This is a genomic window from Streptomyces sp. NPDC004134, assembly GCF_042874195.1.
Classification (GTDB): domain Bacteria; phylum Actinomycetota; class Actinomycetes; order Streptomycetales; family Streptomycetaceae; genus Streptomyces.
Map to the genome: position 1 here is coordinate 74,800 of NZ_JBIAMS010000024.1, position 18,340 is coordinate 93,139.

The 18,340-nt window shown below is 74.6% G+C and carries 20 protein-coding genes; 16 read left to right on the top strand and 4 right to left on the bottom strand.

What is annotated here, in order from left to right; translation table 11 throughout:
- Positions 1-71: 71 nt before the first annotated feature.
- Entirely contained in the window at positions 72-380 is a 309-nt protein-coding gene (locus ACFYVJ_RS26455) for a type II toxin-antitoxin system Phd/YefM family antitoxin (protein ID WP_101425979.1), read from the bottom strand.
- A gap of 82 nt (positions 381-462) precedes the next feature.
- On the opposite strand from ACFYVJ_RS26455, the gene ACFYVJ_RS26460 reads away from it, so the two are divergent.
- The 4 genes from ACFYVJ_RS26460 (at position 463) to ACFYVJ_RS26475 (ending at position 2,799) form a co-directional block, all read left to right on the top strand.
- On the top strand, positions 463-1,098 hold the full coding sequence (locus tag ACFYVJ_RS26460) for an ATP-dependent Clp protease proteolytic subunit (RefSeq protein WP_388896190.1): 636 nt from the start codon (positions 463-465) through the stop codon (positions 1,096-1,098).
- 6 nt (positions 1,099-1,104) lie between these two features.
- On the top strand, positions 1,105-1,428 hold the full coding sequence (locus ACFYVJ_RS26465) for a hypothetical protein (RefSeq protein WP_101425977.1): 324 nt from the start codon (positions 1,105-1,107) through the stop codon (positions 1,426-1,428).
- Between the two features lie 103 nt (positions 1,429-1,531).
- Positions 1,532-2,206 carry a GNAT family N-acetyltransferase gene (locus ACFYVJ_RS26470; protein ID WP_388896193.1) on the top strand — a complete coding sequence of 225 codons (675 nt, stop codon included), beginning with the start codon at positions 1,532-1,534 and terminating at the stop codon, positions 2,204-2,206.
- 29 nt (positions 2,207-2,235) lie between these two features.
- Positions 2,236-2,799, top strand: coding sequence for a DUF6328 family protein (locus tag ACFYVJ_RS26475; protein ID WP_388896196.1), 564 nt, complete (start codon positions 2,236-2,238; stop codon positions 2,797-2,799).
- A gap of 3 nt (positions 2,800-2,802) precedes the next feature.
- Here the strand turns inward: ACFYVJ_RS26475 and ACFYVJ_RS26480 are convergent, their stop codons facing one another.
- Both ACFYVJ_RS26480 and ACFYVJ_RS26485 read right to left on the bottom strand, forming a co-directional pair.
- Positions 2,803-3,753, bottom strand: coding sequence for a serine/threonine dehydratase (locus ACFYVJ_RS26480; protein ID WP_388896199.1), 951 nt, complete (start codon positions 3,751-3,753; stop codon positions 2,803-2,805).
- Positions 3,754-3,805: 52 nt separating this feature from the next.
- Positions 3,806-4,234 (bottom strand): ATP-binding protein, encoded by a 429-nt coding sequence (locus ACFYVJ_RS26485; RefSeq protein WP_388896202.1) that lies wholly within the window; start codon positions 4,232-4,234, stop codon positions 3,806-3,808.
- A 240-nt stretch (positions 4,235-4,474) separates the two neighbouring features.
- Between ACFYVJ_RS26485 and ACFYVJ_RS26490 the strand changes: the two genes are divergently transcribed.
- A complete protein-coding gene (locus ACFYVJ_RS26490) occupies positions 4,475-5,347 on the top strand; it encodes a helix-turn-helix domain-containing protein (protein ID WP_388896205.1) in 873 nt (290 codons plus the stop codon).
- On the top strand, positions 5,344-5,607 hold the full coding sequence (locus ACFYVJ_RS26495; RefSeq protein ID WP_388896208.1) for a DUF397 domain-containing protein: 264 nt from the start codon (positions 5,344-5,346) through the stop codon (positions 5,605-5,607). Before ACFYVJ_RS26490 ends, ACFYVJ_RS26495 begins: the two co-directional genes overlap by 4 nt.
- Here the strand turns inward: ACFYVJ_RS26495 and ACFYVJ_RS26500 are convergent.
- Positions 5,604-6,776 carry an 8-amino-7-oxononanoate synthase gene (locus ACFYVJ_RS26500; protein ID WP_388896211.1) on the bottom strand — a complete coding sequence of 391 codons (1,173 nt, stop codon included), beginning with the start codon at positions 6,774-6,776 and terminating at the stop codon, positions 5,604-5,606. The two genes, ACFYVJ_RS26495 and ACFYVJ_RS26500, sit on opposite strands and share 4 nt — an antisense overlap.
- A gap of 146 nt (positions 6,777-6,922) precedes the next feature.
- Here ACFYVJ_RS26500 and bioB point away from each other — a divergent pair, with 146 nt between their 5' ends.
- From bioB to ACFYVJ_RS26550, 10 genes are all read left to right on the top strand, one after another.
- Positions 6,923-8,062, top strand: coding sequence for a biotin synthase BioB (bioB, locus tag ACFYVJ_RS26505; RefSeq protein ID WP_388896213.1), 1,140 nt, complete (start codon positions 6,923-6,925; stop codon positions 8,060-8,062).
- Positions 8,055-9,359: an adenosylmethionine--8-amino-7-oxononanoate transaminase gene (locus ACFYVJ_RS26510; RefSeq protein ID WP_388896216.1), complete on the top strand. Its 1,305-nt coding sequence runs from the start codon at positions 8,055-8,057 to the stop codon at positions 9,357-9,359. The genes bioB and ACFYVJ_RS26510 overlap by 8 nt, the downstream gene beginning before the upstream one ends.
- A 19-nt stretch (positions 9,360-9,378) precedes the next feature.
- Complete coding sequence (gene bioD / locus ACFYVJ_RS26515) at positions 9,379-10,125, top strand: dethiobiotin synthase (protein WP_388896219.1); 747 nt, start codon at positions 9,379-9,381, stop codon at positions 10,123-10,125.
- Between the two features lie 22 nt (positions 10,126-10,147).
- Complete coding sequence (locus ACFYVJ_RS26520) at positions 10,148-10,810, top strand: class I SAM-dependent methyltransferase (RefSeq protein ID WP_388896221.1); 663 nt, start codon at positions 10,148-10,150, stop codon at positions 10,808-10,810.
- A gap of 239 nt (positions 10,811-11,049) precedes the next feature.
- Complete coding sequence (locus tag ACFYVJ_RS26525) at positions 11,050-11,832, top strand: ABC transporter ATP-binding protein (protein WP_388896224.1); 783 nt, start codon at positions 11,050-11,052, stop codon at positions 11,830-11,832.
- Between the two features lie 7 nt (positions 11,833-11,839).
- The gene (locus tag ACFYVJ_RS26530) at positions 11,840-14,440 is read left to right on the top strand and encodes an FtsX-like permease family protein (RefSeq protein WP_388896227.1); all 2,601 of its coding nucleotides are present in this window, start codon (positions 11,840-11,842) and stop codon (positions 14,438-14,440) included.
- A gap of 169 nt (positions 14,441-14,609) precedes the next feature.
- Complete coding sequence (locus tag ACFYVJ_RS26535) at positions 14,610-15,038, top strand: GNAT family N-acetyltransferase (RefSeq protein WP_388896229.1); 429 nt, start codon at positions 14,610-14,612, stop codon at positions 15,036-15,038.
- Positions 15,039-15,095: 57 nt separating this feature from the next.
- Positions 15,096-16,487, top strand: coding sequence for a hemolysin family protein (locus ACFYVJ_RS26540; protein ID WP_388896232.1), 1,392 nt, complete (start codon positions 15,096-15,098; stop codon positions 16,485-16,487).
- Positions 16,484-17,497: a hemolysin family protein gene (locus ACFYVJ_RS26545; RefSeq protein ID WP_388896235.1), complete on the top strand. Its 1,014-nt coding sequence runs from the start codon at positions 16,484-16,486 to the stop codon at positions 17,495-17,497. The genes ACFYVJ_RS26540 and ACFYVJ_RS26545 overlap by 4 nt, the downstream gene beginning before the upstream one ends.
- Before the next feature lie 61 nt (positions 17,498-17,558).
- A complete protein-coding gene (locus ACFYVJ_RS26550; protein WP_388896382.1) occupies positions 17,559-18,320 on the top strand; it encodes an SGNH/GDSL hydrolase family protein in 762 nt (253 codons plus the stop codon).
- Positions 18,321-18,340 lie beyond the last annotated feature (20 nt).

An 18,340-nucleotide genomic window follows, 5' to 3' on the forward strand; every position in this document is an offset into this window, starting at 1 on the left:
CGGCGCGGTGACGCGGGCGGCCGGTTGCCGCACGGCTGCGCACCGTTGCGCGACGTCCGGCGCTCCTGCGGTCAGGCGGGGCCCTCGCCGCTCGCACGGGTGTCGGGGGCGCGGTGCTCGGCGGCGATGCCGAAGCGGCGTTCGCCCGTGGCAGATCCGGCGGGGCGGGCGGTGTGGACGCCGGAGACGGTGGTGATGATCTGCTCCTCGGCGGGCGGGTTCTCCAACTCGTCGAGTTTTTCCAGGTCGGCGGCAGAGACGAGGGCCACGAGGGGCTTGCCGTGCCGCGTGACCACGACCCGCTCACCGCCGTAGACCACGCGGTTGATCAAGTCGGCCAATTCTGCGCGGGCTTGCGTCACCGGAATTTCGTACGCCATGCTCCCAGCATAACTGGATGTACGTCCTGTACATTTTGCACCGAGGATCATGAAACCGAGAGAGGGAGAGGTGCCGACGGCCATGGACAGCCCCACGGCGCGCTACGTGCTGCCGGAGTTCACCGAGCGGACGAGCAGCGGGGTGCGCACGCAGGATCCGTACTCGAAACTGCTGGAGGAGCGGATCGTCTTCCTCGGCACACAGGTCGACGACACGTCTGCGAACGACGTGATGGCCCAGCTCATGCATCTGGAGCACGCCGCCCCCGACCAGGACATCTCGCTGTACATCAACTCCCCGGGCGGCTCGTTCACGGCGATGACCGCGATCTACGACACGATGCAGTTCGTCACCAGCGACATCGAGACCGTCTGCCTCGGGCAGGCCGCCTCCGCCGCCGCCGTGCTGCTGGCCGCCGGCACCCCCGGCAAGCGGTACGTGCTGCCCGGCGCGCGCGTGCTCATCCACCAGCCGTCGTTCGCCGAGCCGGTGCAGGGGCAGGCGAGCGACCTGGAGATCTACGCGCGGGAGCTGCTGCGGCACCGTGCCCTGCTGGAGGAGTTGCTCGCCAGGCACTCCAGCACGCCGATCGAGCAGATCCGCGAGGACATCGAGCGCGACAAGATCCTCGACGCCGAGCAGGCGATCGCGTACGGGCTGGCCGACCGGATGACCGAGAGCCGCAAGGGCACGCGCACCGCGCACTACGGGAGGTGACGGACCGTGCTGCCGCCAGAACTGCCGCCGCTGCCCGCGCTCACGCGCGCGGAGTCGGAGGTGATCGACCGCTACCTGGACGCCGTCGACCAGTTGGGCCGGATCAACCCGGCGCGCGGCACGGACACCTACGCGGGCTTGCGCGCCGCGCAGGCGCTGGTGCGCACAGCGGTCGGGCTGCGGGACGCGCTGGCGCTGATGCACGAGCGGCGCGAGACGCAGATCCACGCGGCGACCATGGCGCGTGCGCTGCGGGTGCTCGACGGGGAGCGCCGCACCCGGCTGGTGGCGGTGCCGCCCGGGCCGCAGGAGCCCGACGGGGCGCCGTGACGGGCGGGCGGGGGCGGGCGGCGTACGGCCGGATAGGTTGGCCGCGTTCCGCCCGCCGCGCTTCGAGGAGCCAGCCGCCATGTGTCCGCAGCCCGTTGACCCCGTGCCCCTGACGACGCCCGGGTACGGAGCCGGCGGACCCGACGGCGGCCGGCTCGCCGCGCTGCTGGCCGCGGCCGCCCGCGGCGACTTCCCGCCGCCGGACGGCGCGGTCACCGTGCTCCCGCAGCCGTCGCCCCGGGACGCGGGCGTCCTCGCCCTCACCGGCAGCCACGTCGTCTTCGCCGACGCCGACCCGGCGTGGATACGCGGCCTGCTGCCCGCGGACGACCTGTCCGCGCCGCTCAACCCGCCGTTCCTCGGCGCCCTCACCGCCCGCCTGGGCCGCACCGTGAACAACATCGACGCCCTGCTGGTCGCCGACCCCCTGCCGGGCCCGCCGCCGGCCCTCGCGCCCGACACCGACGGCGGCCACCCCCGGATCCGCCGCGCCCTGCGCCACCGCGACGGCGTACGCGCCTGGACCGTCCCCGGCGCCACCGTGCTGCTGGGCCGCGGCGTCGCCGGGCGCTGGGAGACCGCCGTGGAGGTCGAGCCGGGAGCCCGGGGGCGCGGGCTGGGGCGGCGGCTGGCGACGGCGGCCCGGCACCTGGTGCCGCCGGGCGAGCCGCTGTGGGCGCAGGTGGCGCCGGGGAACGCGGCGAGCGTGCGGGCGTTCCTCGCCGCCGGGTTCCGGCCGGTGGGCGCGGAGGCGCTGCTGGTGGTAGACGAGGAGTAGGACGGGCGGAGCGGGCAACCGGGAAGGGCATGGACCGACACCGGAACGAGGACGAGCACGGCACGACGGCGCCTGCCGCGGATGCCGCATCCGATGCGGCGTACGCGCGCCACGAGACCGCGCTGGAGCGGGACGACCGCAACTTCGTGGAACTGCTCCAGGAGCTGCGGGTGACGCAGACGGGCGTACAGATCCTCTTCGCTTTCCTGCTGACCCTCGCCTTCACCCAGCGCTTCACCGAACTGGACTCGCTGCAGCGCGGCACGTACGTGACGACCCTGCTGCTCTCCGTGGCCGCCGCGGTGCTGCTCACCGCGCCCGCGGCCGTGCACCGGGGGCTGTTCCGGCGGCACGCGAAGCGCCGCATCGTCGACGTCTCCTCGCGGCTGGCGGCGGCGGGTCTCGGCGTGCTGGCGCTCGCGCTGTCCGGGGCCGTCCTGCTCGTGGTGGACGTCGTCCTGGGGCGCCCGGCCGGGGTCGCGGCGGGCGCGTCGGTGCTGGCGTTCATCGCGGCCCTGTGGGCGCTGCTGCCGTGGGGGCTGAGCAGGAGCCTCGCCGCGCGGGCGGCGAGGCAGGACCGCGGCCGGGGCTGAGCCTCAGAGCGTGCCGGGGTCGGTGTTCGCGCCGCAGAGCACGACGGCCACCCGCTCCCCCGCACGGGGCTTGTACGCGCCCGTGGTCAGCGCCGCGAGCGCCGTACCGGCGGCGTGCTCGACGACGAGCCGGTGCTCGTCCCACAGCCGCCGCCGGGCCGCCGCGATGTCGGCGTCCGCGACGAGCACCGAGGTGCTGCCGGGGCGCTGCGCCCAGGCCAGCGCGGCACCCGACGCACGGGAGGCGCCGAGGGAGTCCGCGGCGATCGAGTCGACCGGTACGTCCACCACCTCGCCTGCCGCGAGCGCGGCGTTGAGAGCGCGGCAGTTCTCCGGCTCGACGGCGACGACGCCGATCCCGTGCTGCGCCGCGGCCGCCGCCACGCCCGCGTACAGCCCGCCGCCGCCGACCGCGACGACGACGGTGTCGACGCCGCCGGGCACCGCCGCGGCGATCTCCGGCAGCAGCGTCCCGGCACCCGCGGAGATCAGCGGGTGGTCGTAGGCGTGCGAGACGAGGGCGCCGGTCTCCGCCGCCATCGCGCGCGAGGCGGCCAGCGCCTCGCCGTACGTGCGGCCCGTCAGCCGTACGTCGGCGCCCAGGCCGCGTAGCCGCTCGACCTTGAACTCCGGCGCGGTGGCGGGCACGAAGACGTGCGCGGGGACGCCGTGCCGCGCGGCGGCCCAGGCGCAGGCCAGACCGGCGTTGCCGCCGGAGGCGATGAGCACGCCGGCGTCCGGCATGGTGCCGGCTGCGGCGTGGGCGGCGGTGAAGTTCAGCGCGCCGCGCGCCTTGAAGGAGCCGGTGTGCTGGAGGAACTCGAGCGCGAACCACACCTCGGCGTCCGGCGCCACCCCGGCGCCCGCGGGCGCGACGGCGACCGGGCGGATCCCTCCCGCGATGCGCCGCGCGGCGGCCTGGACGTCCTCGTGGCTGATGGGCTGGTCGGTCATGTCTCCAGGGTGGACCAGCGGAGCGCGCGGAGGGCGTCCGGGGGCGTGTGCGTCAGGCCACAGAGGCCGGCCGCCAGGGCAGCGCGATCCACACCGTCTTGCCGCCGTCGTCCGTCGGCGTCACGGACAGCCGGCCGCCGGACTCCGCGACGAGGCAGCGGATGATGACCATGCCGCGCCCGTTGTCCTGCTGGACGGCGGCCGGGAGCCGGCGCGGCCAGCGCGGGTGGCTGTCGCTGACGCCGACGCGCAACTGCTCGCGTACGAGCATCATCCGCACGGTGAACGTCGGCGACTGCCCGCGGGTGTGCTGTACGGCGTTCGTGGCCAGTTCGGAGACGACGAGCCGGACGGTGTCCGTCGCATCCGTGCCTTCCGGGAGGCCCCATTTCCCGAGAATGTCAGTGACATATTTACGCGCCTGCGTGACAGAGGCAGCCTCACTCGGCAGCGTGACGGATGCATCCTGCTGGTCTGCCATTGCGACGCCGTCCCTTTCGCACGCGTGTGCCGGACTCCGACGCGTGCCCGGTGAAGTCGAGGACCGCTTCAGGTTGTTGTTCGCGCCACGGTGCCATCGATCGTGCCCGGCGCGCGAGCCCTCCACCAAGTTATGCATATATCTGTCGCTCGAAGCGGTGAACTCTGCGGCGAGAGACTGTATTTGGGCGGCACACTGGCCAGTTGTCACGCGTTCGGCCGAGCGGCCGGGAGGGGCGTCATGCGCAATGAGCCGGCGGTACGCCGCGTCAAGCTGGGCGCGGAGCTGCGCAGGCTGCGCGGCAGAGCGGGGCTGACCAGCGGGAAGGCGGCGGCGCTGGTCGGCTGGCACCAGTCGAAGATCAGCCGGATAGAGACCGGCACGTCGGCGGCCAAGGCCGCGGACGTCGCCCGGCTGCTCGACGCCTACGGGGTCACCGACCCGGAGCTGCGCACGCTGCTGGAGACGCTGGCCACGGCGCCGCGCGAGGGGCGCGAGGACCGCTGGTGGAGCGAGTACCGCGAGCTGCTGCCGGCCGCGTACCGCGACTTCATCAGCCTGGAGGCGGAGGCGGCCACGGTGCGCACGCTGGAGACGTCGGTGGTCCCGGGGCTGCTCCAGACGCGGCGGTACGCGCTGGCGGTGACCCGGGCGGCCGTCGCGGGCGCGGCGCCGCGGGAGGTGGAGTCGCTGGTGGAGGTGCGGATAGCGCGGCAGGCGGTGCTGCGCGGACCGCGCCCGCCGCACCTGCACGCGGTGCTCGACGAGGCGGTGCTGCGGCGGCACGTGGGCGGTCCCGGGGTGATGGCCGAGCAGTTGCGGCACTTGGGGCGGATGGGGGCGCTTCCGCACGTACGCGTCCAGATTCTGCCCTTTTCCGCCGGCGAGCACGTGGGTCTCACCGGCCCTTTCGTTATCTTCTCTTATTCGCGCAGTTCTGATCTCGACGTGGTCGTTGTCGACCATTTGATGAGTAGCCTTCACCTCGAAAGGAAAGAAGACTTACGGGCGTATGAGACCGCCTTTGCTTCGCTGCAGGCAGGCGCCCTTTCGCACGAGGAATCCCTGTCGTTCATAGCCGCGCTCGGCGCGGGCGCAAAGGAGGCACCATGACCGCAATGCCTCGGTACGTCTCCTCCAGTACGGCACTCGACGACCTCCGCTGGCGGCGCAGTTCGCACAGTACGGGGGCGAACAACTGCGTCGAGGCCGCCTATCCCGTGGGACCGGAATCCGCAGGACTGCTCGCCGTGCGGGACTCCACCCATGTGGAGGGGCCGGCGCTGCTGTTCCGGGCCGAGGCGTGGCGGGCGTTCGTCGCGGCGGTCAAGGACGGCGAGTTCGCCGGGGGCGCGCGGGTCGCGTACGCCTAGGGAGCGGGCGCCGTGCGCTCCGGGGGCGGGGGCGCGGGCGCGGTGCGTACGACTGTTTCGACCGCGGTGTCCACCTGCTCCTCCGTGAGGTCCGCGCGGGCGGTCAGGCGCAGCCGCGAGATGCCGTCGGGGACCGACGGGGGGCGGAAGCAGCCGACCGCCACGCCGGCCTCGCGGCACGCCGCCGCCCACGCCACGGCGGCCCCGGGCGCCGGGGCCCGTACCGACACCACCGCCGCGGCGGGGCGCACGGCCGTCAGCCCGGCGGCCGTCAGCCCGCCGTGCAGCGCCGCCGCCACCCGCCGGGCCGCCGCGGCCCGCTCCGGCTCGCGGCGCAGCAGCCGCAGCGCGGCGAGGGCGGCGCCCGCGGCGGCGGGGGCGAGGCCGGTGTCGAAGATGAACGTGCGGGCGGTGTTGACCAGGTGCTCGATCACCCGCGCGGGACCCAGCACCGCGCCGCCCTGGCTGCCCAGCGCCTTGGACAGGGTGACGGTGGCGACGACGTCGGCCGCGCCCGCCAGCCCCGCCGCGTGCGGGGCGCCGCGCCCGCCGGACCCGAGGACGCCGAGCCCGTGGGCGTCGTCCACCAGCAGCCCGGCACCGTACGAGCGGCAGACCGCCGCCAGCGCCGGCAGATCGGCCGCGTCGCCGTCGACGGAGAAGACCCCGTCGGAGACCGCAAGCGCGCGCCCGGCGAAGCCGTCGAGGGCCTTGGCGACCGCGTCGGTGTCGGCGTGCGGGACGACGGCGACGTCGGCCCGGGAGAGCCGGCAGCCGTCGATGAGCGAGGCGTGGTTGCCCGCGTCCGAGACCACCAGGGTGCCGCGGTCGCTCAAGGCGGTGACGGCGGCGAGGTTTGCCGCGTACCCCGAGGAGAAGACGAGCGCGGCCTCGAAGCCGCAGAAGGCGGCGAGTTCCGCCTCCAGCTCCGCGTGCAGCGCGGTGGTGCCGCTGACGAGCCGGGAGCCGGTGGCGCCCGCGCCCCAGCGGCGGGCCGCGGCGGCCGCGGCGGCGGTGACCTCGGGGTGGCGGGCGAGGCCGAGGTAGTCGTTGCCGCACAGGTCGAGCAGCCGGGCGTCGTGCGCGCGGGGGCGCAGGGCGCGTACGAGACCGGCGCGCCGCCGCTCCTCGGCCTGCGCGTCGATCCAGTCGAAGGCGTGACGGGGCATGCGGTTCCTCGGCTCGGGCGGGCTGTTTCTGCACCGTAGTGCGCGCGGGGGCGCGCGGTGGTGTGGCGATGAGCACAGAAGACGGGGGCGGCCGTTGTGCGGTGCCCCATTGGCCCGGGCCGGTGCGGTGGGCGAGGATCTGCGCCATGGACCTGCTTTCGACGCTGGTGGACAAGGGGCTGCGGCGCGAGGCGCCCACCCGGGACGAGGCGCTGGCCGTGCTGCGCACCCCGGACGAGGACGTGCTCGACGTCGTCGCCGCGGCCGGGAAGGTGCGCCGGACCTTCTTCGGCCGCCGGGTGAAGCTCAACTACCTGGTCAACCTCAAGTCGGGGCTGTGCCCCGAGGACTGCTCGTACTGCTCGCAGCGGCTGGGTTCCGAGGCGGGGATCCTCAAGTACACGTGGCTGAAGGCCGACCAGGCGGCCGAGGCCGCGGCGGCGGGGGTGGCGGGCGGCGCCAAGCGGGTCTGCCTGGTCGCCAGCGGGCGCGGGCCGACGGACCGGGACGTCGACCGGGTCTCGGAGACCATCGCCGCCATCAAGGAGCAGAACGGCGACGTGGAGGTGTGCGCCTGCCTCGGGCTGCTCTCCGACGGCCAGGCGGAGCGGCTGAAGGCGGCCGGGGCGGATGCGTACAACCACAACCTCAACACGTCCGAGGCGACGTACGCGGACATCTGCACCACGCACGGCTACGAGGACCGGGTGCAGACCGTGCAGCAGGCGCAGGCGGCCGGGATGTCGGCCTGCTCCGGGCTGATCGCGGGGATGGGCGAGAGCGACGAGGACCTGGTGGACGTGGTCTTCGCGCTGCGCGCGCTGGACCCGGACTCGGTGCCGGTGAACTTCCTGATCCCGTTCGAGGGCACGCCGCTGGCCGGGGAGTGGGATCTCTCGCCGCAGCGCTGTCTGAAGATCCTCGCCATGGTGCGATTCGTCTGCCCGGACGTGGAGGTGCGGCTGGCGGCCGGCCGGGAGATCCACCTGCGGACCCTCCAGCCGCTTGCGCTGCACCTGGCCAACTCGGTCTTCCTGGGCGACTACCTGACCAGCGAGGGGCAGGCGGGCAAGACGGACCTGGAGATGATCGCGGACGCCGGGTTCGAGGTGGAGGAGGCGGGGACGACGACGCTGCCGCCGCACCGGGCGGCGGACGGGGCGGCTCCGGAGCCCGGGCCCGCCGGCGGTCCCGCGACCGCGGACGAGCAGGCGCGGGAGGCGCGTACGGACCTCGTGGCCGTACGCCGCCGCGGTGCCGGTACGGAACTGCCGCCCAATGCCTGAGCCGTTGCCGCCGCGGCGGCTGCTCGACCTGGACCGCGAGCACGTCTGGCACCCCTACGGACCCATGCCCGGACGGCAGGAGCCGCTGGTCGTCGACTCCGCCGAGGGCGTACGCCTGCGGCTGGCACAGCCCGCGTGGGGCGTGGACGAGCTGGTCGACGGGATGTCGTCGTGGTGGTCCGCGATCCACGGCTACCGCCACCCGGCGCTCGACGCCGCCGCGCGCGGGCAGTTGGAGCGGATGAGCCACGTGATGTTCGGCGGACTCACCCACGAGCCGGCGGTGCGGCTCGCGGCGCGGCTGGTGGAGGTCACGCCGGAGCCGCTGGCGCACGTGTTCCTCAGCGACTCGGGCTCGGTGTCGGTCGAGGTCGCGGTCAAGATGTGCCTGCAGTACTGGCGTTCGCGCGGCCTGCCGGGCAAGCGCAGGCTGATGACCTGGCGGGGCGGCTACCACGGTGATACCTGGCAGCCGATGTCCGTCTGCGACCCGGACGGCGGCATGCACGACCTGTGGTCCGGGGTGCTGCCGCGGCAGTTGTTCGCCGGCGTGCCGCCCGCCGGCTTCGACGCGCCGGTGGACGGGGCGTACGAGCGCGAGCTGCGCGACCTGGTGGCGCGGCACGCGGACGAGCTGGCCGCGGTGATCGTGGAGCCGGTCGTGCAGGGCGCGGGCGGGATGCGCTTCACCGCGCCCGGCTATCTGCGGGTGCTGCGCGAGGCGTGCGACGCACACGGCGTGCTGCTGGTGTTCGACGAGATCGCCACCGGCTTCGGTCGCACCGGCGCGTTCTTCGCCGCGGACCACGCGGGCGTCACCCCGGATGTGATGTGCGTCGGCAAGGCGCTGACCGGCGGCTATCTGTCGATGGCCGCGACGCTGTGCACACCGGAGGTGGCCGAGGGCATCTCGCGGGGCGAGGTTCCGGTGCTCGCCCACGGGCCGACGTTCATGGGCAATCCGCTCGCCTCCGCCGTCGCGCTGGCCTCGCTCGACCTGCTGGCCGACGGCGGCTGGCGGCAGGACGTCAAGCGCATCGAGAGCGGGCTGCGGGAGGGGCTGGCCGGGGCGGCGGAGCTGCCGGGGGTGCGGGACGTACGGGTGCTGGGCGCCGTCGGCGTCGTGCAACTGGACCACGACGTGGACATGGCCGCCGCCACCCGGGCCGCGGTCGGGGCGGGGGTGTGGCTGCGCCCGTTCCGGGACCTGATCTACACCATGCCGCCGTACGTGACAGGGGACGCCGACCTCGCCCGGATCTGCGCCGCCGTGCGCGCCGCGGCTGCGGCCGGCTGACGGGCGGGGGGACGACGCGATGGGCAGCGTGCTCGTGGTCACCGGCACCTCGACCGGTGTGGGCAAGACGGTCGTCACCGCCGCGGTGGCCGCCGCGGCGCTGGCGCGGGGCCGCTCGGTGGCCGTGCTCAAGCCGGCCCAGACCGGCGTGGCGGAAGGCGAGCCGGGGGACGCCGACGAGGCGGCACGCCTCGTCCCGGGCATACGGGCCGTGGAGCTGGCCCGCTTCCCCGAGCCGCTGGCCCCGGCGACGGCCGCGCGGCGCGCGGGGCTGCCGCCGCTGACGGCGGCGGACGCGGCGGGGATGGTGGAGAAGCTGGGGCACGACCACGACCTGGTGCTGGTGGAGGGCGCGGGCGGGCTGCTGGTGCGGCTGGACGACGCGGGCGGCACGCTGGCGGAGGTAGCGCGGCTGGTGGCGGCGCCGGTGCTGGTCGTGGCCGCCGCCGGGCTCGGCACGCTGAACGCCACCGAGCTGACCACGGAGGCGCTGCGCCGCCGCGGTCTGGCGTGCCCGGGTGCGGTGGTGGGCAGTTGGCCGGCGGCGCCGGACCTGGCGGCCCGGTGCAATCTGGCGGACCTGCCGGCCACGGCGCGGGTGCCGCTGCTGGGCGCGGTGCCGGAGGGGGCCGGCGGGTACGGCCCGGAGACCTTCCGCGCCGCCGCCCCGGGGTGGCTGGCGCCGGCGCTCGGCGGGCACTGGGACGCGGACGGCTTCCGCGCCCGGCAGGCCCCGGGCGGGTCCGGGAGGGGACAATCGCAGTGAGCCCGCACGCCAGGAGGCCCCCATGCCCTCACCGACGCGCGCGGCGCGGGACGCCGTGTACCACCCGTACTTCGCGCGCCTCTACGCCCGCCTCAGCGTCGCCGCCGACGAGCACGGCGGGGTCGCCGAGCTGCGCAAGGAGCTGCTGACCGGCCTGTCCGGCCGGGTGGTGGAGATCGGCGCGGGCAACGGGCTGAACTTCGCGCACTACCCGCCCGCCGTCTCCGAGGTGGTCGCGGTCGAGCCGGAGCGGCACCTGCGGCAGCTCGCCGCGGAGGCGGCGCTGCGCGCGGCCGTACGGGTGGACGTGCTGCCGGGGACCGCGGAGGAACTGCCGGTCGAGAGCGGGTCGTGCGACGCCGCCGTCGCCTCGCTGGTGCTCTGCTCGGTCGCGGACGTGCCGCGGTCGCTCGGCGAGCTGCGCCGGGTGCTGCGGCCCGGTGGCGAGCTGCGGTTCTACGAGCACGGGCGGGCCGGCGGGCGGGCGATGCGGGCGGTGCAGCGGGCGGCGGACCGCACGGTGTGGCCGCTGCTGCTCGGCGGCTGCCACTCCGGTCGCGACGTGCTCGGCGAGCTGACCGCCGCCGGGTTCACGCTGGGCCCGTACCGGCGGGTGCGGATGCCGGAGAAGGGACCGCCGACCCCGGCCTCTTATCACGTCCTGGGAACTGCGCTCCGCGGCTGACGGCGACTGCGCCGGACACAGGAGAGGCCGGTCCTCCCGCGGGAGTAGTGGGTTATCCACAGGTGCCACCCGGGAGGGATGCGCGGGATTCCACGGCCGCCTAGTCTCGCTGGCAGGCGGCGCGGATCCGATCGATCACGCAGCCCCGCAGCACGTCCCCGCCGGGCACCCACGGCGTACGGCGGGGGGACAGGAACGCGCCACCGGCGCCCGGCTCACAGCCCGATGGGGGAACGGCATTGTCCACACCGGCGGCACTCGACAGACGCGAAGCGGGACGGCCCGCCGGGGTCGCGGCCCGCGCCGGCGGGCTGACGAAGACGTACGGCAGCGGCGAGACGGCGGTCGTGGCGCTGGACGCGGTGGACGTGGAGATCCACCGGGCCCGCTTCACCGCGGTCATGGGCCCGTCCGGCTCCGGGAAGTCCACGCTGATGCACTGCCTCGCCGGGCTCGACACGGTGACGTCCGGGCGGATCTGGCTGGGTGACGAGGAGATCACGGGGCTGGGCGAGCGGGAGCTGACGCGGCTGCGCCGCGACCGGATCGGCTTCATGTTCCAGTCGTTCAACCTGCTGCCCACGCTGAACGCCCTGGAGAACATCACGCTGCCGATGGACATCGCGGGCCGCAGACCCGACCCCGAGTGGCTGGACCGGGTGGTCGACACGCTCGGTCTGCGCGACCGGCTGGACCACCGGCCCTCGCAGCTCTCCGGCGGCCAGCAGCAGCGGGTGGCGTGCGCGCGGGCGCTGGCCTCCCGGCCCGAGCTGATCTTCGCCGACGAGCCGACGGGCAACCTCGACTCGCGCTCCGGGTCCGAGGTGCTGGGCTTCCTGCGGGAGGCGGTGGACCGGTTGGCGCAGACGGTGGTGATGGTGACCCACGACCCGGGCGCCGCCGCCCACTCCGACCTGGTGCTCTTCCTGGCCGACGGGCGGATCGTGGACGAGATGCCGGAGCCGACGGCCGAGGCGGTGCTGGAGCGCATGAAGCGCTTCGACGGCATCAGGAAGAGCTGAGGCGGCCGTGCTCAAGGCGACTCTGCGCAGCTTCTTCGCGCACAAGGGGCGGCTGCTGCTGTCGGCGCTGGCCGTCCTGCTGTCGGTGGCGTTCGTCTCCGGCAGCCTCATCTTCTCCGACACCGTCAGCCGCACGTTCGACCGGCTCTTCGCCTCCACGGCCGCCGACGTGGCGGTCTCGCCGAAGGAGGCGTTCGAGCAGAACCGCGGGTTCGGCTCCGGGCTGGTGCCGACGCTGCCTGCGTCGGTGGCCGACGAGGTGGCGAAGGTGCCGGGGGTGCAGGCCGTCCACCTCGACGTCGAGGTGGAGAACCTCACCGTCACCGACGCGGAGAACGAGCCGATCGGCCGGACCACGGGCCCTCCGACGATCGCCACCAACTGGTACGTCAGCGATCGCAGCCCGGTGGAGCTGTCGGACGGCCGCGAGCCGGGCGGGGCCGGTGAGGCGCTGCTCGACAAGGACACCGCCGACCGCAAGAACATCGGGATCGGCGACACGCTCAACGTCCTGGCGCAGCCCGGCAGGTTCGAGGTCGAGGTCGTCGGCATCGCGAAGTTCACCACCACCAACCCGGGCGCCACGGTGGTCTACCTCGACACGGCGGCCGCGCAGCGCCAGTTGCTCGACAACCCGGATCTCGGGGACGGGGAGGCCGCGGGCCCGCCGCTGGCCACGTCGGTCTCCGTGGACGCGGCGCCGGGGGTGTCGGACGCGGCGCTGAAGAAGCGCGTCAAGACGGCGCTCGACGGCAACTACGCCGTGCAGACCGCCGACGAGCAGGCGAAGTCGGCGGCGGAGGAGCTGGGCACGTTCCTCGACATCATCAAGTACGTGATGCTGGGCTTCGCCGGGATCGCGGTGCTGGTCGGGATCTTCCTGATCGTCAACACGTTCTCGATGCTCATCGCGCAGCGCACCCGCGAGCTGGGGCTGATGCGTGCGCTGGGCGCCGACCGGCGGCAGGTCCGCCGCTCGGTGCTCACCGAGGCGCTGCTGCTCGGGCTGGCGGGCTCGACGCTCGGGCTGCTCAGCGGCATCGGCCTGGCCGTCGGGCTCATCGAGACGATGGGCCTGCTGGGGATGAACCTGGACGCGGCGGAGATGGTCGTGAGCTGGGTCACGCCGGTCTTCGCCTACGCGGTGGGCGTGGGCGTCACGTTCGTCGCGGCGTATCTGCCGGCCCGGCGCGCGGCGCGGGTCTCGCCCATGGCGGCGCTCGCCGACCTGGAGATCGCGGAGGTCGGCCGGCCGATGCGGGTGCGGGCGGCGCTCGGCTCCGTCCTCGGTGCCGCCGGGGCGCTGTCGTTCTACCTCTGCGCCACCGCGGACAGGACCCGGGACTCCGCGGTGTGGCTGGTGGGCGGCGTGGTGCTGACGATGCTCGCCGTGGTCGCGGCCGGGCCGCTGCTGGTGCGGCCGGTGATCCGGGTCCTCGGCGGCTGGTTCCCGCGGATCTTCGGCTCCGTCGGTGCCCTCAGCCAGCGCAACGCGCTGCGCAACCCGCGGCGCACGGGCGCCACGGCCGTGGCGCTGATGGTGGGCCTGGCCCTGGTAGGCGGCATGTCGGTGGCCGCCGCGTCGATGACGAAGTCCTTCGACGAGGAGATCGACCGGACCCTGGGCGCCGACTTCCTCGTGCAGAGCGACAGCTTCGGCCCGTTCCCCCGCGAGGTCACCGAGCGGGTCGAGGAGGCGGACGGCGTGGGCCTCGTCGTGCGCCAGCGGTTCGCGCCGCTGCGGGTGACGCTGCCCGACGGCGAGAAGACCAGCACCAGCGCCGGTGCCTTCGACAAGGAGCTGGACCAGGTCAGCCGGCTGGAGTACGCGGCGGGGAGCACCGGCGACGCGCTCGCGCCCGGGCACGTGGGCCTGCAGCGGCAGTTCGCCCGCGACCACGGCATACGCATGGGCAGCACGCTCCGGGTCGAGTTCCCCAACGGCAAGAAGGCGGACCTGACGGTCGGGGCGCTGACCAAGCAGGAGACGAGCGGCGGGTTCGGTGCGGCGGGCGGCTTCTTCCTCGGCATGGAGACCCTGGAGAAGTACCTGCCCGGCGGGCAGGAGGCGGTCGTCTTCGTCAACGCCGCGAGCGGCACCGACGTCGACAAGCTGCGGGCGTCGCTGGAGAGCGGGCTCGAAGCCTTCCCGCAGGTGAAGGTGCGGGACCAGGCCGACTTCAAGGAGCTGATCCGGGAGCAGATCATCGTGCTGCTCTATCTGGTCTTCGCGCTGCTGGGGCTGGCGATCGTCATCGCGGTGCTGGGCGTGGTGAACACGCTGGCGCTGTCGGTGGTCGAGCGGACCCGGGAGATAGGCATGCTGCGGGCCATCGGGCTGTCCAGACGTCAGACGCGCCGGATGATCCGGCTGGAGTCCGTCGTGATCGCCGTGTTCGGCGCGCTGCTCGGCCTGGTGCTGGGCCTGGCGTGGGGCGCCGGGGTGCACGAGGTGCTGGCGCTGGAGGGCATGCGGGCCTTCGCGATCGACTGGACGGTGCAGCTCGCCGTGGTGATCGGATCGGTGCTGGTCGGCCTGCTGGCGGCGCTGCTGCCGGCGCTGCGGGCGTCCCGGCTCAACGTGCTGGCGGCCATCGCCCACGAGTGACCGCCGCCCGGGCCGGGGCGCGCTCGTACGGGCCGGGGCGGGGCGTACGACCGGGACCCCCCGCCCGGCCGGACGGCCCGTCAGGGACCGGCCCGCCGGGCGGCCCGTGGCCCGGCCGTGCGCCGAATACGGTCGACGCGGGCGGGCCGCCGGTGATGGGATGCCGGGCATGGACGATCTCCACATCCGGGCCGCGGAGCCCGCGGACGTGTCGGCGGTGCTCGCGTTCTGGAAGGCGGCGGCCGAGGGCACGTCCGTCAGCGACGACGAGGCGGGCGTCGCCGGGCTGCTGGAGCGCGACCCGGGCGCGCTGCTGCTGGCCGAGCGCGGCGGGGAGCTGGCGGGCACCGTCATCGCCGGGTTCGACGGCTGGCGCTGCCACCTGTACCGGCTCGCCGTGCACCCCGGCCACCGGCGCCGCGGCGTCGGGACGGCGCTGCTGGCCGCGGCGGAGCGGCGGTTCGCCGCCTTCGGCGGCCGGCGCGCGGACGCCATGGTGCTGAACCGCAACAAGCGGGCGCACCACGCCTGGCAGGCGGGGGGCTACGTCCGCCAGGAGCAGTGGAGCCGCTGGGTCAAGCCGCTTGCCGCCGGCTGACCGCGGTCGCCGCGCGACCCTCGCGACCCTGCGTGATCATGAGACGGAGGTGACCCGATGACCGAGGTGCTGCTGCTGGCCCTGGCCCTGGCGCTCTGCCTGGCCTGCGGCCTGTTCGTGGCGGCCGAGTTCTCGCTGACGACCGTGGAGCGAGCCGAGCTGGAGCGGGCCGTGGACCGCGGCGAGCGCGGCGCGGCCGGTGCGCTCCAGGCCGTACGCGGCCTGACGTTCCAGTTGTCGGGCGCACAGCTCGGCATCACGGTCACCAACCTCGTCGTCGGCATGCTCGCCGAGCCCTCCGTCGCCTCGCTGCTGCACAGCCCGCTGCGCGCGGCGGGCGTACCCGGCTCGGCCACCTCCAGCGTCGCGCTCGTGCTGGGCACGGCGCTGTCGACCATCGTGCTGATGGTCGTCGGCGAGCTCGTGCCCAAGAACTGGGCCATCTCCCGCCCGCTGGCCATGGCCAAGCGCGTCGCGGCCTTCCAGCGCACGTTCAGCGGCGTCTTCCGCCCCTTCATCCGCCATCTGAACAACACCGCCAACCGGGTGCTGCGGCTGATGGGCCTGGAGCCGGCCGAGGAGCTGGCCTCGGCGCGCAGCCCGCAGGAACTCGCCGCGCTGGCCCGGCACTCGGCGAAGAAGGGCTCGCTGGAAGCCGACACCGCCGAACTGTTCGTCCGCACCCTGGGGCTCGCGGAGCTGACCGCGGAGAACGTGATGACGCCCCGGATGCAGGTCGTCGCGCTGGAGGACGACGCCACCGTCGGGGACGTCGTCGACGCCTCCCGCGCCACCGGCCTGTCCCGCTTCCCCGTCTACCGCGGCAGCCTGGACACCGTCCTGGGCTACGTGCACGTCAAGGACGTCCTCGGCATCCCCGCCGACCGCCGCGCCCGCCACCCGCTGACCCGGCTGCTGCGCGAACCGGTGCTGGTGCCCGAGACCCTGCCCGTCGACCATCTGATGGACCGGCTGACGGAGAAGCGCACCATGGCGGTGGTGATCGACGAGTACGGCGGCACCGCCGGCGTCGTCACCATGGAGGACGTCGTGGAGGAGGTCATCGGCCAGGTGCGGGACGAGCACGACCCGCTGGAGACGCCGGACCTGCTGCCCAGCGGCGCGGACCCGGACGGCCGGATGCTCTTCGACGCCGACGGCGGGGTGCGCCCCGACCAGCTCGCGGAGATCGGCCTGCGGGTGCCGGAGGGCCCGTACGAGACGCTGGCCGGGCTGGTCGCCACCGAGCTGGGCCGCATCCCGGTCGACGGGGACGCCCTGGAGGTCGGGGGCTGGCGGCTGGACGTCGTGGACGCGGGCGGGCGCCGCGCCGCGCGCGTGCTGCTGCACGCCCCGCCGCCCGGCGCGGAGCCGGACGACGGCGAAGACGAAGGCACGGGCGGCGGTAGCACCGGCCGTACGGCCGCCGGCAGGGGGGAGCGCGGATGACCGTCGTCCAGTTGATCATCGGCCTGCTGACGCTGGTGCTCAACGCCTTCTTCGTGGGCGCGGAGTTCGCACTCATCTCCGTACGGCGCAGCCAGATCGAGCCGTACGCCCAGGAGGGCGACCGCCGTGCGCGCCGGGTGATCTGGGGTCTTGAGCACGTCTCCACGCTGATGGCGGCGGCCCAGCTCGGCATCACCCTGTGCACGCTGGTCCTCGGTGTCGTCGCCGAGCCGGCCATCGCCCATCTGCTGGAGCCGGTGTTCAACGCGGTGGGCGTGCCCCACGGGCTGGTGCACCCGATCTCGTTCGCGATCGCGCTGGCCGTGGCGACGTACCTGCACATGCTGCTCGGCGAGATGGTGCCGAAGAACGTGGCGCTGGCCGACCCCGTGCGCTCCGCCCTGCTGCTCGGCCCGCCGCTGGTCGCGCTCACCCACGCGCTGCGCCCCGTCGTCTTCACCGTCAACGCCTTCGCCAACGCGCTGCTCCGGCTGCTGCGCGTGCAGACCCGCGACGAGGTCGCCGCGTCGTTCTCCGACGCCGACCTGGCCCGCATGGTGGCGGACTCCGCGGAGGCCGCGCTGCTCGACGACCGCTCCGCCGAGCGGCTGCGCGACACGCTGGAGCTGGGCCGCCGCCCCGTGGGCGACGTGGTGGTGCCCACCGGGCACGTGGTCACCGCGCCCGTCGGCGTCACCCCGGAGGCGCTGGAGGCGCTGTCCGTCGCCTCCGGCTTCTCCCGCTTCCCCGTGGTGGACGACAGCCGCAGGATCCTCGGCTATCTGCACGTCAAGGACGCCCTCGGCGCCACCGACCGCGAGGCGCCGTTCCCGCGTACGGCGATGCGCCGGATCGCCCGGGTGCGCGCGAGCGCGCCGCTGGACGACGTGCTGACCGCCATGCGCCGCAGCCGCACCCACCTGGCCGCGGTGACCGGCGAGGAGGGCCGGGTGACAGGTCTGGTGACCATGGAGGACGTGCTCCGCGAGCTGGTCGGCCGGGAGTCGTGACCCGCGGTACGGGCGCTGGGAGCGGCGCCCGCGGCGGCGAGTAGGATCGGCGGACGTGAACATGCGCTACACCAGTTTCGTCGCGGTCGGCGACTCCTTCACGGAGGGCATGTCCGACCTGCAGCCCGACGGCTCCTACCGTGGCTGGGCAGACCTCCTCGCGGCCCGCTTCGCTGCGGCGGAGCCCGGCTTCCGGTACGCGAACCTGGCCGTCCGCGGCAAGCTCATCCGCCAGATCCTCGACGAGCAGGTCGACCGGGCCGCCGCCATGGAGGCCGACGTCATCACCCTCGTCGGGGGCCTCAACGACGCCATCCGGCCCCGCTGCGACATGGACCGGGTGTGCGGCGTGCTGGAAGAGGCGGTGGCGAAGCTGGCGCCGAGCTGCAAGCAGCTCGTGCTGATGCGCAGCCCCGGGCGCGACGGCCGCGTGCTGGAGCGGGTCAGGCCGCGCATGGAGCAGCTCTTCGCGCACGTCGACGACCTGGCCGCGCGGCACGGGGCGCTGGTCGTCGACCTTTACGGCGCCGGCGTGCTGAGCGACGTACGGATGTGGGACGAGGACCGGCTGCATCTGACGCCCGAGGGCCACCGCCGCGTCGGCGAGGCCGTCTGGCAGACGCTCGGCGGCACTCCCGGGTACGACTGGACGGGCCCGCTGCCGCCCCCGGCGCTGCGGCCGCCGTGGCTCACCCGCCGCACCGCGGACGCCCGCTTCGCCCGCACGCACCTGCTGCCGTGGGTGCACCGCCGGCTCACCGGCCGCTCCTCCGGCGACGGCCGCGCGCCGAAGCGCCCGGAGCTGCTGCCGTACGACGCCTGACGCCGGCACCGCGCGGCCGG

What these genes read in the sequence shown, in the direction of transcription:
- ACFYVJ_RS26490 (WP_388896205.1), top strand. Translation starts at nt 4,475, where the DNA reads ATGCGCAATGAGCCGGCGGTACGCCGCGTCAAGCTGGGCGCGGAGCTG.
- ACFYVJ_RS26485 (WP_388896202.1), bottom strand. Translation starts at nt 4,234, where the DNA reads ATGGCAGACCAGCAGGATGCATCCGTCACGCTGCCGAGTGAGGCTGCC.
- ACFYVJ_RS26550 (WP_388896382.1), top strand. Translation starts at nt 17,559, where the DNA reads ATGCGCTACACCAGTTTCGTCGCGGTCGGCGACTCCTTCACGGAGGGC.
- bioD (WP_388896219.1), top strand. Translation starts at nt 9,379, where the DNA reads ATGGGCAGCGTGCTCGTGGTCACCGGCACCTCGACCGGTGTGGGCAAG.
- ACFYVJ_RS26535 (WP_388896229.1), top strand. Translation starts at nt 14,610, where the DNA reads ATGGACGATCTCCACATCCGGGCCGCGGAGCCCGCGGACGTGTCGGCG.
- ACFYVJ_RS26510 (WP_388896216.1), top strand. Translation starts at nt 8,055, where the DNA reads ATGCCTGAGCCGTTGCCGCCGCGGCGGCTGCTCGACCTGGACCGCGAG.
- ACFYVJ_RS26475 (WP_388896196.1), top strand. Translation starts at nt 2,236, where the DNA reads ATGGACCGACACCGGAACGAGGACGAGCACGGCACGACGGCGCCTGCC.
- ACFYVJ_RS26500 (WP_388896211.1), bottom strand. Translation starts at nt 6,776, where the DNA reads ATGCCCCGTCACGCCTTCGACTGGATCGACGCGCAGGCCGAGGAGCGG.
- ACFYVJ_RS26460 (WP_388896190.1), top strand. Translation starts at nt 463, where the DNA reads ATGGACAGCCCCACGGCGCGCTACGTGCTGCCGGAGTTCACCGAGCGG.
- ACFYVJ_RS26540 (WP_388896232.1), top strand. Translation starts at nt 15,096, where the DNA reads ATGACCGAGGTGCTGCTGCTGGCCCTGGCCCTGGCGCTCTGCCTGGCC.
- ACFYVJ_RS26545 (WP_388896235.1), top strand. Translation starts at nt 16,484, where the DNA reads ATGACCGTCGTCCAGTTGATCATCGGCCTGCTGACGCTGGTGCTCAAC.
- ACFYVJ_RS26455 (WP_101425979.1), bottom strand. Translation starts at nt 380, where the DNA reads ATGGCGTACGAAATTCCGGTGACGCAAGCCCGCGCAGAATTGGCCGAC.
- bioB (WP_388896213.1), top strand. Translation starts at nt 6,923, where the DNA reads ATGGACCTGCTTTCGACGCTGGTGGACAAGGGGCTGCGGCGCGAGGCG.
- ACFYVJ_RS26495 (WP_388896208.1), top strand. Translation starts at nt 5,344, where the DNA reads ATGACCGCAATGCCTCGGTACGTCTCCTCCAGTACGGCACTCGACGAC.
- ACFYVJ_RS26480 (WP_388896199.1), bottom strand. Translation starts at nt 3,753, where the DNA reads ATGACCGACCAGCCCATCAGCCACGAGGACGTCCAGGCCGCCGCGCGG.
- ACFYVJ_RS26520 (WP_388896221.1), top strand. Translation starts at nt 10,148, where the DNA reads ATGCCCTCACCGACGCGCGCGGCGCGGGACGCCGTGTACCACCCGTAC.